The sequence below is a fragment of the Pontibacterium sinense genome (assembly GCF_015209595.1).
GTDB lineage: Bacteria > Pseudomonadota > Gammaproteobacteria > Pseudomonadales > Balneatricaceae > Pontibacterium > Pontibacterium sinense.
Genome location: NZ_JADEYS010000002.1, coordinates 14,994 through 30,010, shown reverse-complemented (window position 1 = coordinate 30,010; position 15,017 = coordinate 14,994). Strand labels below are relative to the sequence as shown.

The following is a 15,017-nucleotide window of genomic DNA, read 5'->3' as shown; positions in this document are numbered from 1 at the left end:
ACAACGAAAACCCCATATTTTAGGGGTCTGGTCTCACCTGGGCTTCAGGACTGGCCCCATCCCTCGTGCGCCAATAACCTAGTAAAGACGTATGACTCTGGCCCTGAGGGGGACCAGATTCTGGACCTAACCAAGCAAGATTTGCCCTCGCTATAGTAAATCCCACGCTAACGGGCGGAATATCCTCTGTAATCAGCTCGCCCGACAATAACAACAGCATAAAGATAAGGTGGTAGTTCTATGTCAGATAAACAGGTACAGGGTGAAGTATCCAAGGTTGCGAACGACTCTGTTCAGCCCTTTCCAAAGTCCCGCAAGGTATACGTAGAAGGCAGCCGTCCTGACATTCAGGTGCCGATGCGTGAAATCACTCTGGATGATACGCCCACCGATTTCGGCGGCGAAAAGAACGATCCACTGTACGTGTACGATACCTCCGGGCCTTACACCGACCCGGCAGCAAAGATCGATCTGCACAAAGGTCTTGAACCCCTGCGCGCCAACTGGATTCAGGAACGTAACGATACCGAACAGCTAGATGCGCTGACCTCTGAGTACGGTCGTGTCCGTGCTGCGGACCTGCGTCTGGATGAACTACGCTTCCAGCTGACCCGTAAGCCACTGCGTGCTAAGCCGGGTAAAAATGTCACACAGCTGCACTACGCACGTCAGGGCATTGTGACGCCGGAGATGGAATACATCGCCATCCGTGAAAACATGAAACTGGCAAAATCCAAAGCGGAAGGTAACGTGGTTGCAGAACAGCATCCGGGCCACAGCTTTGGCGCGCAGCTGCCGGAAGAGATCACTCCGGAGTTTGTACGCAAAGAGGTCGCGGAAGGCCGTGCAATTATCCCTCTGAACATCAACCACCCTGAAGTGGAGCCAATGATCATCGGCCGCAACTTCCTGGTGAAGATCAACGGCAACATCGGCAACTCTGCTGTCACCTCCTCTATCGACGAAGAAGTGGACAAAATGACCTGGGGTACGCGCTGGGGTGCGGACACCATCATGGACCTGTCCACCGGTAAGAACATTCACGAAACCCGTGAATGGATTCTGCGTAACTCTCCGGTTCCTATCGGTACTGTACCGATCTACCAGGCATTGGAAAAAGTCAGCGGTGTTGCTGAAGACCTGAACTGGGAAGTGTTCCGCGATACGCTGATCGAGCAGGCAGAACAAGGTGTTGATTACTTCACCATTCACGCCGGTGTTCTGTTGCGCTACGTGCCAATGACCGCGAAACGCATGACAGGTATCGTATCCCGCGGTGGTTCCATCATGGCGAAATGGTGTCTTGCCCACCACGAAGAGAACTTCCTCTACACCCACTTCCGTGAGATCTGTGAGATCTGTGCAGCTTACGATGTGTCGTTCTCTCTGGGTGACGGCTTACGTCCGGGCTCTGTTTACGATGCTAACGATGAAGCGCAGTTTGCCGAGCTGGAAACACTGGGCGAGCTGACCAAGATCGCATGGGAATACGACGTACAGGTGATGATCGAAGGTCCGGGACATGTGCCAATGCACATGATCAAAGAGAACATGGACAAGCAGCTGACCGAATGCCATGAAGCACCGTTCTACACGCTTGGCCCATTGACCACTGACATCGCACCAGGTTACGACCACATCACATCCGGTATCGGTGCGGCCATGATCGGCTGGTACGGTTGTGCCATGTTGTGTTACGTGACACCGAAAGAACATCTGGGCCTGCCGAACAAAGCGGATGTAAAAGAAGGCATCATCACCTACAAGATCGCAGCGCACGCAGCGGATCTGGCGAAAGGTCATCCGGGTGCACAGATTCGCGATAATGCGATGTCTAAAGCGCGCTTTGAATTCCGTTGGGAAGATCAGTTCAACATCGGCCTGGACCCGGATACTGCGCGTGCGTATCACGATGAAACACTGCCAAAGGATTCTGCAAAAGTGGCGCACTTCTGCTCCATGTGCGGACCGAAGTTCTGTTCCATGAAGATCTCGCAGGAAGTACGTGATCTGGATGCCGAGCAGGTAGCAGCCATCAACGCAAAAGCGGATGAAGGGATGCAGGCGAAGTCCGCAGAATTTAAAGAATCAGGTGCTGAAATCTATCACAAGGTTTAATCGAGACAGCCCGGTGTATTCAAATGAATACACCGGGGATTTGGCTAAAGACGCAATACCACCAACCTGGCCATTGTTGGCCCACGCTATCGCGACGATCCGACCCATGCGCTGGTTCATGCTCAGCTAATCCACGTCGTGATAGTGTCTTTTTTGTGCCTTGGCATACGCTAGAATGTGCACCAACGGTAAGAACTGCCAATATTCAGCCCTAACACGGACAGTTCACCCCTAATTACGGTTACTAACTGTAATAAATACCCCTCAACATTCACGCCAATCCACATGACAGATTCGCCCAAACTGCTGTGATGAACACGCTATATCAGCGTTCATTGATATAAGCTAAGATTATGATTTAAAAATGATTTTTAGAGTCATCAAATCGCCTTTCTTGACATATGACAAGAACCGCACTTGTGTGGAAGATACAGCTAAAAACCTCGAATCCAGATCAATAAAACCCCGCGCGTCCAGTGGTTAAATGCCCCCAACTTGAATTGAGCATTACCGCTATGGAGCGCACTCATGAAAAAAACAGCCGTATCTACCCTAATCGGTGCCGTTGTATTGGCAGCCTCTTCCGCAGCATCCGCATATGAAGCGGGTGACATCATTGTTCGTGCGGGTATCGCGTCTGTGCAGCCGAATGAAACGATGGAAGCGGGAAGCACGCTGGATACTCTGAATGGGGGCCTAGGCAACAACGAACAGCTGGGTATCACTGCGTCTTATATGTTGACCGATAAGCTAGGTCTGGAACTGTTGGCAGCGACACCGTTTAAACATGACATCACCTCAAACGGCGCCAAAATTGGTGAAACAAAACACCTGCCACCAACGCTGTCTCTGCAGTATTACCCAATGGACAATCAATCTGCCGTACAGCCGTATGTTGGCGTGGGTGTGAACTACACCACGTTCTTCTCTGAAGAAAGTACACTGGGAAATCTGAAACTGGATGATTCCTGGGGCTTGGCAGCTCAGGCCGGGGTTGATTACGCAGTGTCTGATAACGTGGTACTGAACGCTGCGGTTTGGTACATCGACATCGATTCCGATGCGAGTCTGAACGGTGCGGACATCGGTACCGTTGCGCTCGACCCTTGGGTATACATGGTTGGCGTGGGTTACAAATACTAAGACCGCTTCCCATCTAGAAAACGCCGCGCTGTGTCGCGGCGTTTTTTATAACGTACCTCAATGGCGATGATCATCAATACCCGCCGTCCCTATCAGGGTCTGATCAATCAGGACGATCTTTACCCGATCTACAGGCACTGTAATCGCATCGCTGATCGCCTGCTCCACATCACGCACGAGTCGTGCTTTCTGTTCTTCGCTGCATACTTCCAGCAGATCTATTCTTGCAACTGGCATAGCCATCACCCACTGTGAACTGTTTATTCGTCTCCAGGCCTGCGTATTATTGTTTTACGGTCTCTTATCGCAGCGCCCATTACCTAGCGTTCTAGTTAAGATAAGGCATCAGCTATGCCACTCTGTTGAAAAGCGCTCCAACTCCTTCAAACCTATAGGCTATTATTTTTTCCATACCAACGGTCAGCCTCATAAATCAGCAAAAGTGCATCAAAATTGATCAATTGGTGAAGGCAACGCCACGACTATTGCAACGATTTGGAACACATCACCACACCAACAATAAGTACTTTCCCTTAGACCCCTGCTACATAATCACTTATGCTGTGCACCTGAGAAAAACAAAAACCAAGGAAATGTTTTTATGGCCAGCATCCCGGCATATCCCTCTCTTTCAGATGCAACACTGACACTCGAAGATCGCGTCGCGCTACTCACCTTCAACCGCGATGACCTGCGTAACGCACTAACCGGTTGTAACCTGATCGACGATATCTGCAACACGGTCGCGTGGGCGAACCGTAACCCGGACGTGTCGGTTCTGGTGTTGACCGGTGCAGGCAGCGCGTTCTCATCGGGCGGTAATATCAAAGAGATGCAGCTACGGGACACTGAGCATAAAGATGCCGCGTTCGGCGGCGATGTGTATGAAGTGCAGGAAAAATATCGCGCGGGCATCCAGCGCATCCCACTGGCGATGTCTGAAGCGGAAATCCCGGTGATTGCTGCCGTCAACGGACCCGCCATTGGCGCAGGTTTTGACCTGACATGCATGTGCGACATCCGCATTGCATCCAGCAAAGCGATGTTTGGTGAAACCTTTGTCAATCTGGGGATCATCCCTGGAGATGGCGGTGCCTGGTTCCTGCAGCGTCTGATTGGCTATCAACGCGCCGCCGAACTGACGTTAACCGGACGTGTAATCAAAGCGGATGAAGCCAAAGAGCTAGGCATTGTGCTGGATGTTGTCGAACCAGAAGAACTGCTGCCCGCTGCGATGAAAATGGCTCGCCAGATGGCATCGAAGCCACCACAGGCACTGCGCATGACCAAACGACTGCTGAAATCAGCACAACGCCATGAGCTAAAAGACTTCCTTGAACTGTGTGCCGTATTCCAGGGCATGTGTCACAACACAAACGACCATATGGAAGCGATCAACGCATTTATTGAAAAACGTCCGGGCTACTATCAAGGCAACTGATAGCCCCCGATATATCGGGCTACCCGGCCTGCGGGTAACCCGATTTTCGTGCATCAGGTATCACATAGAGTGCTTCAGCTCGTCGGCATTTCCTATCGACCTCTGCGCTATCGAACCGGTCCGCCACCAGCGTTGAGTACTTGCGGTAGATAGCTCCGTCAACGCAAGTCTCTGGCCCATTTCAGGGGTTACCAACGTGACTTGAGCATCCACAGCCAACGCATCCAGTCGTTCAAGTGGTTCATACCAGGGATGCATCGCCAGATCAAAAGTGCCGTTGTGTACCGGCAGCATCACATCACCTTTAAGATCCAGATGAGCCTGTAACGTCTCTTCCGGTGTCATATGTACCTGCGACCAGTTTTGATCATAAGCGCCGTTCTCCATAATCGTCAGATCAAACGGCCCTAAACGTTCACCAATCTCTTTAAAGCCATCAAAATAACCTGTATCACCGCTAAAATAGACCATCTTATCTGATGCCTTGATCACCCACGATGCCCACAACGTTGTATTACGATCACGCAATCCCCGCCCCGAAAAGTGTTGAGACGGGGTCGCCGTCAACTCCACCTCTCCAACAGACACATTCTGCCACCAATCAAGTTCGTGGATGCGCTCATTCTCAACACCCCACTCCCGCAGATGATTGCCGACGCCAAGTGGAACCACAAAGTGTTCAACACGCTGACTTAACTGCCGAATAGTGTCTTTATCAAGATGGTCGTAGTGGTCATGCGAAATAAGCACACCGGTTATCTCCGGTAGCTGCGCCAGTTCGAGCGGGGTTTTATGAAACCGCTTAGGTCCAATCCAGCTAAATGGCGACGCTCGCTCAGAGAACACCGGATCTATCAGCCAGAATGTGCCCTCCACGGCAAGCAGCAGACTAGAATGCCCCAGACGGTAGATCGCAACACCCGCCTGATTCTCCTCAACCAACGTTGCCGGATTCATTGCGTGCACGGGTACAGGATCGACCGGCATGGCATCGATACGCTCCTCAGTCATATACCGCCACAATATCTTAGCCATCGTGCCGCCTTCCGAGACTTCGAAGGACTGGGCATTCTGGAAAGTGCCATCACGAAAATTTGATGACTCATCAAACGACATTACGTCCGGTTTTAAGCTCCAGCTGCATGCTGTCATGATCAATGCACCTCCCAAAATCCATACGCCCTTTCGCTTCATCTTGGACACTCTATGGCTAATTAAATGTTCAACCCACATGTAAACTACACCGTGCAGTGTAATTATGGATTTTATAAAAGTAAACTGATCAGTGTATACTTTACAAAACTTTTGAATCCGGGAATTTGGGCATTTCGTGAATACACACCTTACCCTTAGTGAACGTAAACGCGCGGCTATCGTCGACGCCGCGTTACGAGAGTTCAGAGAGAAAGGCTTTCAAGCCACCAGTATGGATGCACTCTCAGCACGTGCTGGGGTATCTAAGCGCACTGTCTATAACCACTTTCCAAGTAAAGAGGCACTGTTCCAGGAACTGGTACAACAGATGTTCGACTTCGTCAGCGACCATACTGTTGTGGGTTACTCCTCCGAACAGACATTAGCTGATCAGCTCACCCGATTTGCACATTCAGAGCTAACGCTTTTTCAATCCACCCGCTTTCAGGATCTGGCCAAAGTGCTACTCGTCGAGTGTGTGCACTCCCCTGAATTAGCGGAGGAAACCCGGACCCGTTTCGAACAACAAGAGAAAGGGCTAGATAACTGGGTGGCAGACGCTATTGCTGATGGGCGACTTAAACCCGTCGATGCCAGTTACGCGGCCAATCAGTTTATTGGCGTATTGAAAGCCAGTTTGTTCTGGCCTCAGCTCTTGATGAATCTACCATTACCAACGGAGGAGCAATGCACGTATATCATCGACGACAGCGTAAAAATGTTTCTGAGCCATCACGCAATAGATCCAAACACCTGACAAGAAGACAAAAAAAGCGGCCTTTCAGCCGCTTTAACCCTAGGTTTGATCGCTTTAGCGTCAGTTACATATCAGCAACTAACGCCATCAACAGGCCTTTTTCGACCCATAATGTGACTTTGACACCCTTCACCATCAGTTCCTGTGGTGTTTCGCCCTTGTCGATGTCAGGAATATGCCCGTAGCGTTCTTCGTCATACCCTACTTCATAGAAAGTTCTCAGCTCACTGTCGGTACCCCGATAGCGGATCTGAGTGGCCGTAACACCTTTTACTGAACAATAGCGTCCACCAATCATCAGATTTTCCGGCAGATCAAACTGTGTTTCCAATAAGCTTGAGCGCACAGGCGAGAAGTCCAGCTGCGTAAAGTAGCGGCGAATCTCGGTCATAGACTGTGTTTCTACGTCCATAGGCTTAAGCTGAAGATGGTTACCTGCCACTTCCAAGGCAATATCCCGGCTGTATTGTTGTGTCGAGTTCTGCCAGATAAATAGACTCACCACCAAGACGCAACAGGCTGCAACAGCACCCAACCATACGGGTAGCTTTGATCTCTTGACCGGCGCCTCAACAAGTACATCCCGCTGCATAGCCAGCAGTTCATCTAGTTGACCAACACTCAACTGCTCAGACGCAGCCTGATGACGGATTGCGTCTTTCAAGGGCAGTTTTGCATGGACAGTTTCATCCTGCTTCATACCCTACTCCTGTGATCGAGATAACGAATTGCTCATCGCCTGACAGCGTTTTCGCAGTCGATGGATGCGCGACAAAAAAGTGCCTCGCGGCATATCTAATAAAGCACAGGCTTCATCTGTACTGTATCCAAGCACAGCCCAGTGATACAAAATATCACGATCCTCCACACTAAGCTGAGTCCAGATACCTTGTAGTTCATCCGAATCAATCACCACCTGTTCCAGATCAACCGGAGAAATATCGTAAAGGGCCAGCTCTTCAAAGGATTCACTTTGCCATCGCTGTCGGTAACGGTAGTGGTCTATGTAACGATTGCGGATCAGCGTGCGCACATAAGCGACGGGGCATTCTATCACCTGAGCCCCGCGCTTCACCTTGATCAGATACGATTCAACGGCCGACTGCAGGAGGTCATAGGCATCATCTCGATGCTGGCTCAGTACCATGGCATATTGATATAAGGTCTGAAGTTGGGTTTCATCGAGCATCTTATCGCTCATGCATCAGTCCCCACTTGCATTGAACACCTGCTCGGAAGGCATCACTTTGATGCGTAACCCATCACGCCAGATAGCAACCGGCGATTCAAAAGAGATCCGTACAGCAATATCCGCGTAAGGGTGTAACTCAGCAAGCTGATGCACCCAGCTCCGGTCCAGACTCACCTCACTCGCGGCATCAACCAAGATCGGTTCGCCCCCGTGGCCTACATCGTCATCCGCATAATATTGAGCCGTAATCGCGTACTCAACCGCCGCCAACGCCGCCAGCGCAGGCCAGTCAAATGCATCGGCTCTCGCCCCATGCACCTGAGCCGCCAACAACTCGGCGAACTGGTCACCGTAGCGATTGATATCCCACTGGCTTGCCGGAAAGTGCTGCACATAGACATTAGACAGCGCCGCAAACGGCGTTTCGCCCAGCTGTGAACGCACACACAGAAAAATATTATGCAGGGCTAAAGCATGCACACCCATGTAGTTGTTGGTATACGCGGATACGTTCGACTGGCCTTCCAGTACAGCATCGGCAAACGCGGTTAACGATTCGCGATAGCTGCTGCCGTTCGACGGTTTGTCTGCTTCATTCACGCGCGCTCTGCTCCTACGGTCTGAGCTTGGTCCTGAATGTTTTGCGCCATCTCTCGCTGCTCCAGCAACACCTCAAACGACGGTAGATTGGCATCCCATTCAATCAGACAGGGAACATCAGCTCTCAGTTCACAGAAATCCGCATAGGATTGCCACACCGCATCACATACCGGAGCGCCGTGCGTATCAATCAGCATTCCATCCTGTTCAGTAAACCCGGCCAGATGGATCTCTCCAACCCGCGCTAATGGCAGTTCAGAGATAAAACGCGTCATATCCTCACCCAGATTACACTGGTTGACGTAGGCGTTGTTCAGGTCCAGCAGTAATCCGCAATCTGCTTCGTCACACACCGCGGCCATAAACTGACCTTCGCTGAGATGGCTTTCATCGTAACTGTAATAACGCGAAAGATTTTCGATCAGAATTTGTCGACCCAAACGGTCCTGAACCTCACGTACCCGCCCAGCCAGATGCCGGACAGCTTCATCCGTAAACGGCACAGGCATCAGGTCATGGAAGTACTGCCCCGCGTGAGTCGTAAAACACGCATGCTCAGATACCAGCGCAGGATTGAACTCATCCACTGCGACCCTAAGACGTTTCAGGTATTCCGCATCCAAAGGTTCAACCCCGGCCAAACTCAGATTGACACCGTGAAAGCTCAGCGGATACCGTTCATTGATCTGATGGAGTAAAGCTCGACTCAACCCTCCTCCCAGATAGTTGCAAATATGCACCTCAAACCAAGGAACATCGGGCGTATCCCGCAACACTTCACGCAGATGGGGCGAACGCAGGCCTAAGCCTGCGCCACTACAACCTCTGTCGGTCATATTGTCGCCGCCTGATTATTTAGCAGGCTTAATTTTAGCAACAACACCACCGGTAATTTTCTTACAGGTGCCTTCAGGTACGTATACCCATTCATTCTCCATGTTGTCGGCTTTAGCCTGACTTGCACAACCGTGGGAACCGTCCAGCGCACCACAATCATTCATACCCGCTTTTGCAATACCCGCACATTTTTCCCAGTTCTTAGGCGCATCAGGCACAGCATATGCGGAAGTGGCAACGGCACTCAGGCTAATGATCGTCGCGGTAATCAACGTTTTGCTATTCATTGTTGGGTCTCTCCTCAAAGCATTATTGTTGAAGTGGATTCAGGCCACTCAATAAAAGAGACGTTTGGATGTTCGATTCGATTGCATCTTTTTTGAATTGTTTTTCAAATATGAAAATTCAGAGCCAGTAACGCTCACTAATCAGCGAACTAATTCCATGCGAACGTACGATCCACCATTGCAAGGCAGCCGACCTACGCGCATTATTAGATGCTTCGTTCATTCAACCTAAGGCGCTGTTATGTTAGAGATTATTCTTCCTCTCCTACTTATCGTGATCGTGTTTTTTGTGTACAAAACCAGCCAAACGAACAAACGTCATTCGGCGGAAAACAAAGCAAGCGGAGAAAAATTTCTAGCGGACAATAAAAATGATCCCGACGTAAAAACCACCGCATCAGGATTGCAATACAAGGTACTTCAGGAAGGCACCGGCAGCGAACACCCAGTAGCATCCTCAAAGGTTAAAGTGCACTATCACGGCACGCTGATTGACGGCACCGTCTTTGATAGCTCAGTTGAACGTGGTGAGCCGATTGAGTTCGGCCTGAATCAGGTCATTAAAGGCTGGACTGAAGGCTTACAGTTGATGGTTGTAGGTGAGAAAACCCGACTGTACATCCCTAGCGAACTGGCTTACGGCAATGGCTCTGCTGGCGTCATTACACCGGGGTCAACGCTCATTTTTGATGTCGAACTATTGAACTTTAAATAAGGGTCTCTTCGGCCTTCCGCTGAACTGATCCGATGTTGGCGGTGCAGAGCTGATTACGGCCTTTTTTCTTAGCCAAATACAGCAGCCTGTCCGCCTCTTCAATCAAGCTTTCTTTTTGTATTGATGTGTCAGGTACTCTGGTCACCACCCCTGCACTGATGGTTAAGACCGGACTAACTGGCGATGTTTCATTGGGAATATCCAAAGTCTCTACCGCTAAAACCAGCCTGGTAGCCAACACAGCAGCTTCTTCCGCGGTTGTATTTCCCAATACCAAGGCGAACTCTTCCCCCCCGTAACGGGCACAAATATCACTCGACCTTTTAGCAAAACTATTTGCACACTGCGCAACTGACCGAAGATGTTGATCACCCATTTGGTGTCCGTAGATGTCATTCACTGATTTAAAGTGGTCAATATCCAACAACACCAGCGTAATGGGTAAGGATTGGCGTAAACAACGATTCCACTCTTGCTTATAAAATTCATCAAAGTACCGCCGGTTATACAAACCGGTTAGCCCATCTTGCCGGGATAAGTTCAGAACCTTCTCTTCAGCAAGTTTACGCTCTGTGATGTTCTGGTGTGACAAAACACAAAAGCGTTTTCCATCACTCACGAGACATGACACACGCATCATAAACCAGCGTTTCTCTTCGTCACTATGGCAAGGATACTCTAAGGAAAATGAGTGTCGCCCAGAATTCAGTACTTGTTTTATGCCCTGTACAGCCTCCAACGCCAGGCAGTCTCCCGTTTCAGCTGCTTCTTCGCAAACCGTAAGGTAGTTAACACCTAGCCATTGCACCGTATCCGGTACACCATTCCGTTGACCAAAAGTAATCCATCGATCGTTCACGAAAAAAATCGTCCCGTCACCCTCAATGACAGCAACACCGACATCCACACTATCCAGAACAGCTCGTAAAAAATCGTCGGAATACTCCATAGACAATCTCATCCATTGATTGCAGCCTAATTTTTCAATCCAGCTTGCACTTCAAGTGACAGAAACGCCCACCCAAACCAAGCGCCCCATACAACCTAAATGCCAAGATAAAAAATACCTGATTTAAACATAGTTGATAGAAAGGGTTACAGACCAGCTTTCTATGAAGAAAGCAACGATACATTGTCGAGCGTCTGATTTTTAAGGAAATTTGGAGGCTAAAATTGAAGAGAAGAAAACAATGTGACGATAAAATGGTCGGACTTAAAACAACTGATTCGCTTAACCCCGACCCGATGGAATCATTTATTTCATTAGGGCTCTGGATTTACGAAGGTATTCTCTCGCTCTAAACGATACTTGACGCCATAGTGGTTTTTCCAATTGATGCTCATCGTTTTGTCACAAGATTGCTCCTGAGCGACCTCTATGAAATAGGGTTTTCCGTGACCGTCTTTGACATTCCACACAAGATTTCGTCTCACCCGTTCTGGCGCTCCTAACTCATATAACGTTCTCTGAGCCCCATGCAGGCTGGTATGTAAAAAACTTCGCAATGTGAACGCAGCAAATGCAGGCAGTTTTTCTTCTGTGATATAGCGTGGCTTTCCATTAACGCTGTAAGTAATACGCTGATGTTTAATCTGTTGAAGCTGACAAATGCGCTCATCATCCTTTGCAAAGGCCGCTAATCCCGGCTCGGGAATCAGGTTGTTTTGAATGAGGCTTTCGATTGTCTTCCGGCTTTTAGAGGCTGGATTGCGGTAGGACAGAACAAACTGCTTTATACAGCCGTTCTCCTTGGTCAGATTCAGGTGCACTTCGTTCTTACCCGCACTCTGATGCCAAACAAACGTTTTTTTCTTCTCATCCGTGGCCTGAATCTCTGGCGCAGCGGTAAAGAAACTGCTGATATACGCATCGGAAGCATCAATGGGGACGGTGCCAATTTCCTTAAAGATCTGCGCCATCACAGCCGGCACACTGTCCGGCGTTTTCTCAAAGCGCGTCCAGGTGTCCGATTTGTGTTCTCTTTTATCAACGAGATACACGTTACTGGTACAGTCCGAGTCGCGCTCGTGAGCAGCTTCAACAGTAGAAAATGATGCTAACGCACCTAACAGGTAGAGGATTGATCTCATTTATAGCGCGGTCCAAAATTCTGGTTTCGATGTCGCAAATAGCGTCAGGATAAAGTCATCAAGAATCTCAATCCATTGTTTTTGCAGGCGGTAATGTAACTGAATGCACCGTTATCAATCCAGAGTGCCGCGATTTGAGTGTCTTTGCTACTGCCAGAAAGTATATCGAATGGAAAACCTCAGCCACGCCCCTCAGGTTACTCAATAAAGACCGTCTCCACTCCTTTCCAGGCACTTAACCTCTTCAGAAATCAAACTTATACCCCATCGCGTAAACGGAATGGATCAATACCTGCTCGGAGTAGACTGCGTTGATTTTCTTACGGACTGATTTAACTAACGTATCGATGGTTCGATCAGAAACGACTCGGTGATCATCATGGATTCGATCCAACAGCTGATCACGGCTAAAGATACGCCCTGTGTTGCTATGCAAAACGTCCAGCAAGCGAAACTCGGCTGCGGTCAGCTGAATCTCGTGGTTGTTGATTCTAAGTTTCGCAGAATCACTTACCAGTTCGATAAACTCCTGACTCATTTGAGTAGGTGTTAACTGCTGGCTACGGCGTAAGGTGGCGCGAATACGTGCCACAACACTGGCCATTTCAAACGGCTTGCAGATGTAATCATCCGCCCCAAGATCAAGCCCCTGCAACTCATCAACCTGCTCTACGCGCGCCGTCAGTATGATAATCGGAATGGAAGAGATTTTGCGTAGATCCCGGCACACATCAAACCCCTCTTTACCAGGCATCATAATGTCCAACAGCAACAGATCCGCATGATTGTCTTGCAACCAGGGCTCTACGAGATCACCGCGATCAACGTGGTGACACCGGTAGCCTTTAGCGTGCAGATAGTTGGTCAACAGCCTAGCCAGTTTGTGTTCATCCTCTGCGATCAATATCGTGGGCGTATTATCCGTCATACGTCATGTTCCGTTTTATTTCACCTGATCAAGCGGGAGCGTGATCTCAATCGCCAGCCCCCCCAAATCGGAATGGCGCGCAACTATTGTACCTTCCTGAGCATCGATAATACTCTTACAGATCGACAAACCTAATCCAGAGCCTCCGGTTGCCCGACTCCGGGACTGTTCTACCCGATACAAACGATCAAACAATTTCGGCAAAGACGCTTCCGGTACCGCAGGTTCGGAGTCCTCCCATACAATGATCAGAGAGCGGTCAATATGGCGCACGCTTAACCTGACGTGACCACCCGCATCGGTATAGCGCAGCGAGTTCTGTAGCAGGTTATCAAACACCTGACGTAAGCGATTTTCGTCTGCAAACAAAGTCACATTCTGTGAAAATTCAGCACAGGCACTCTCAAGCTGCAGATGATGTTTATCAGTCGCACTCCGTACTTTGCCTGCGTACTGCTGCAGCCAGCGATTCACATTGATCTCTTTACGGTCAAAATTCAGGCCACCTAAATCCGAGTGACTCAAGGTTTTCAGATCACAAATCAGAGTATTGAGCTGTGTAATCTCTTCACGCATCGATTCCAGCATATCTTCCGATGATCCTTGAATTCCCGCTTCTGCTGACTCTATCTCAGCGTTCAATATGCTTACAGGTGTACGCAGCTCATGCGATATATCACTGATCCAGCGTTGACGGGTTTCCTTACTTTCACCCAATGCATGACCCAGAAAATTCACATCATCACTGACCGGTTTGTAGGCCATGTTTTTTAAGGCAGGAACCCGAGCGGTAAAATCACCCGATGCCAGTTTGCGTAACGCCGACGATATTTGTATTAAGGGCCGCGTCAGGTTTTTGCTCACAATATAGGCAAACATCAGAGAGAAAATGACCGTGATAAAGAATCCCCAAGCCAGTGTTTCAGTCGCGCTATTCCAAACACTGAACTTGATCTTCTGGATCTCTCTGAGCGGACGCGGACGCTTCAAAACCCCCACGATTTCACCCCTCACCCGAATAGGTATTTCTACCGAGGTGATGCGTTCATGCTTGGGATTTCCGCGTAGTAAGTTACCTTCGGTATCGTAGAGTAATAACGAACCCGCTAACTCATCCAGTGAAGGTAAACGCCGACGCGGAGGCGGCAAAATATTCTGACGCTCCGCATCCGCTGACGGATCAACAACCCGGTCTTTTTCAATCAGTGACGGGCGGCCACCATAACTTTCAGATGTGAGCATAGGATGGAGGTAGCTGTGATTGCGACGCATATCACGGTCATCGGGCAAGCTGCCATCGGGATTCGGAAGTAGCGCTAATGGCGAAGCCAGAGTCCGCCAAAGGCGACGATTATCGATGACAGGTTGCCAACTGTCAGCGTACACATAATGGCGCGCCAGCACCCGCGCAAGAGATGCCAGCCTGTCGACCTGACTGTCACCTACTGTCTCACGCGCACTGCGATCAAGTGCATGTTTACCCACAACAGTCATAAAGCCAATACTCAGCAGGTTCGCCAATAAGATCCAAACAAAAAACTGCCGCAGCAACACACCTTGTTTCATCGACTGCATCTACCTTATTTCCGTTTCAACGAAGGCCAATATACCGCCTGATTCCCGCCAGAAATAGCCTGACTTGAGCAACCTCACATTTACCTCACATTTAGTTTTTAGTCTGTAAATCAAACTCTACACACGATCTGCTTTGCAT

16 protein-coding genes are annotated in these 15,017 nt (G+C 49.5%); 5 read left to right on the top strand and 11 right to left on the bottom strand.

The genetic code is table 11. The annotated features are described in order from the left end of the window. The first annotated feature begins 240 nt into the window (after positions 1-240). Both thiC and IOQ59_RS02395 read left to right on the top strand, forming a co-directional pair. Positions 241-2,118: a phosphomethylpyrimidine synthase ThiC gene (gene thiC / locus IOQ59_RS02400; RefSeq protein WP_193951664.1), complete on the top strand. Its 1,878-nt coding sequence runs from the start codon at positions 241-243 to the stop codon at positions 2,116-2,118. Positions 2,119-2,646: 528 nt separating this feature from the next. Next, positions 2,647-3,261 carry an OmpW family outer membrane protein gene (locus IOQ59_RS02395; protein WP_193951663.1) on the top strand — a complete coding sequence of 205 codons (615 nt, stop codon included), beginning with the start codon at positions 2,647-2,649 and terminating at the stop codon, positions 3,259-3,261. Positions 3,262-3,318: 57 nt separating this feature from the next. Here the strand turns inward: IOQ59_RS02395 and IOQ59_RS02390 are convergent, their stop codons facing one another. Then, entirely contained in the window at positions 3,319-3,498 is a 180-nt protein-coding gene (locus tag IOQ59_RS02390; RefSeq protein ID WP_193951662.1) for a tautomerase family protein, read from the bottom strand. 364 nt (positions 3,499-3,862) lie between these two features. Here IOQ59_RS02390 and IOQ59_RS02385 point away from each other — a divergent pair, with 364 nt between their 5' ends. Then, positions 3,863-4,702, top strand: a complete 840-nt coding sequence (locus IOQ59_RS02385) for an enoyl-CoA hydratase-related protein (protein WP_193951661.1) — start codon at positions 3,863-3,865, stop codon at positions 4,700-4,702. 60 nt (positions 4,703-4,762) lie between these two features. Here IOQ59_RS02385 and IOQ59_RS02380 read toward each other — a convergent pair whose 3' ends face one another. Next, on the bottom strand, positions 4,763-5,896 hold the full coding sequence (locus tag IOQ59_RS02380; protein ID WP_193951660.1) for an MBL fold metallo-hydrolase: 1,134 nt from the start codon (positions 5,894-5,896) through the stop codon (positions 4,763-4,765). Between the two features lie 136 nt (positions 5,897-6,032). Between IOQ59_RS02380 and IOQ59_RS02375 the strand changes: the two genes are divergently transcribed. Then, positions 6,033-6,653, top strand: coding sequence for a TetR/AcrR family transcriptional regulator (locus tag IOQ59_RS02375; RefSeq protein WP_193951659.1), 621 nt, complete (start codon positions 6,033-6,035; stop codon positions 6,651-6,653). Positions 6,654-6,717: 64 nt separating this feature from the next. Here the strand turns inward: IOQ59_RS02375 and IOQ59_RS02370 are convergent, their stop codons facing one another. The 5 genes from IOQ59_RS02370 to IOQ59_RS02350 are packed head-to-tail and all read right to left on the bottom strand — an operon-like array spanning position 6,718 to position 9,569. Further along, positions 6,718-7,353, bottom strand: a complete 636-nt coding sequence (locus tag IOQ59_RS02370) for a hypothetical protein (RefSeq protein WP_193951658.1) — start codon at positions 7,351-7,353, stop codon at positions 6,718-6,720. A gap of 3 nt (positions 7,354-7,356) precedes the next feature. Continuing rightward, complete coding sequence (locus IOQ59_RS02365; protein ID WP_193951657.1) at positions 7,357-7,854, bottom strand: RNA polymerase sigma factor; 498 nt, start codon at positions 7,852-7,854, stop codon at positions 7,357-7,359. Positions 7,855-7,857: 3 nt separating this feature from the next. Beyond that, a complete protein-coding gene (locus IOQ59_RS02360; RefSeq protein WP_193951656.1) occupies positions 7,858-8,445 on the bottom strand; it encodes an HvfC/BufC family peptide modification chaperone in 588 nt (195 codons plus the stop codon). Further along, positions 8,442-9,281, bottom strand: a complete 840-nt coding sequence (bufB, locus tag IOQ59_RS02355) for an MNIO family bufferin maturase (RefSeq protein ID WP_193951655.1) — start codon at positions 9,279-9,281, stop codon at positions 8,442-8,444. Before bufB ends, IOQ59_RS02360 begins: the two co-directional genes overlap by 4 nt. Positions 9,282-9,296: 15 nt before the next feature. Beyond that, positions 9,297-9,569: a BufA1 family periplasmic bufferin-type metallophore gene (locus tag IOQ59_RS02350; protein ID WP_193951654.1), complete on the bottom strand. Its 273-nt coding sequence runs from the start codon at positions 9,567-9,569 to the stop codon at positions 9,297-9,299. 241 nt (positions 9,570-9,810) lie between these two features. Between IOQ59_RS02350 and bamJ the strand changes: the two genes are divergently transcribed. Next, a complete protein-coding gene (gene bamJ / locus IOQ59_RS02345) occupies positions 9,811-10,284 on the top strand; it encodes a BamJ family beta-barrel-assembly machinery protein (protein WP_193951653.1) in 474 nt (157 codons plus the stop codon). Here the strand turns inward: bamJ and IOQ59_RS02340 are convergent. The 4 genes from IOQ59_RS02340 to IOQ59_RS02325 all read right to left on the bottom strand — a co-directional run bounded on the left by IOQ59_RS02340 (position 10,277) and on the right by IOQ59_RS02325 (position 14,878). Next, complete coding sequence (locus tag IOQ59_RS02340) at positions 10,277-11,233, bottom strand: sensor domain-containing diguanylate cyclase (RefSeq protein ID WP_193951652.1); 957 nt, start codon at positions 11,231-11,233, stop codon at positions 10,277-10,279. The two genes, bamJ and IOQ59_RS02340, sit on opposite strands and share 8 nt — an antisense overlap. A 314-nt stretch (positions 11,234-11,547) precedes the next feature. Beyond that, complete coding sequence (locus IOQ59_RS02335; RefSeq protein WP_193951651.1) at positions 11,548-12,375, bottom strand: hypothetical protein; 828 nt, start codon at positions 12,373-12,375, stop codon at positions 11,548-11,550. A gap of 244 nt (positions 12,376-12,619) precedes the next feature. Then, a complete protein-coding gene (locus IOQ59_RS02330; protein WP_193951650.1) occupies positions 12,620-13,303 on the bottom strand; it encodes a response regulator in 684 nt (227 codons plus the stop codon). A gap of 15 nt (positions 13,304-13,318) precedes the next feature. Next, positions 13,319-14,878: an ATP-binding protein gene (locus IOQ59_RS02325; protein ID WP_193951649.1), complete on the bottom strand. Its 1,560-nt coding sequence runs from the start codon at positions 14,876-14,878 to the stop codon at positions 13,319-13,321. Positions 14,879-15,017 lie beyond the last annotated feature (139 nt).

Coding starts and splice junctions, on each gene's coding strand:
- thiC (WP_193951664.1), top strand. CDS start 241: ATGTCAGATAAACAGGTACAGGGTGAAGTATCCAAGGTTGCGAACGAC.
- IOQ59_RS02395 (WP_193951663.1), top strand. CDS start 2,647: ATGAAAAAAACAGCCGTATCTACCCTAATCGGTGCCGTTGTATTGGCA.
- IOQ59_RS02390 (WP_193951662.1), bottom strand. CDS start 3,498: ATGCCAGTTGCAAGAATAGATCTGCTGGAAGTATGCAGCGAAGAACAG.
- IOQ59_RS02385 (WP_193951661.1), top strand. CDS start 3,863: ATGGCCAGCATCCCGGCATATCCCTCTCTTTCAGATGCAACACTGACA.
- IOQ59_RS02380 (WP_193951660.1), bottom strand. CDS start 5,896: ATGAAGCGAAAGGGCGTATGGATTTTGGGAGGTGCATTGATCATGACA.
- IOQ59_RS02370 (WP_193951658.1), bottom strand. CDS start 7,353: ATGAAGCAGGATGAAACTGTCCATGCAAAACTGCCCTTGAAAGACGCA.
- IOQ59_RS02365 (WP_193951657.1), bottom strand. CDS start 7,854: ATGAGCGATAAGATGCTCGATGAAACCCAACTTCAGACCTTATATCAA.
- bufB (WP_193951655.1), bottom strand. CDS start 9,281: ATGACCGACAGAGGTTGTAGTGGCGCAGGCTTAGGCCTGCGTTCGCCC.
- IOQ59_RS02350 (WP_193951654.1), bottom strand. CDS start 9,569: ATGAATAGCAAAACGTTGATTACCGCGACGATCATTAGCCTGAGTGCC.
- bamJ (WP_193951653.1), top strand. CDS start 9,811: ATGTTAGAGATTATTCTTCCTCTCCTACTTATCGTGATCGTGTTTTTT.
- IOQ59_RS02340 (WP_193951652.1), bottom strand. CDS start 11,233: ATGGAGTATTCCGACGATTTTTTACGAGCTGTTCTGGATAGTGTGGAT.
- IOQ59_RS02335 (WP_193951651.1), bottom strand. CDS start 12,375: ATGAGATCAATCCTCTACCTGTTAGGTGCGTTAGCATCATTTTCTACT.
- IOQ59_RS02330 (WP_193951650.1), bottom strand. CDS start 13,303: ATGACGGATAATACGCCCACGATATTGATCGCAGAGGATGAACACAAA.
- IOQ59_RS02325 (WP_193951649.1), bottom strand. CDS start 14,878: ATGCAGTCGATGAAACAAGGTGTGTTGCTGCGGCAGTTTTTTGTTTGG.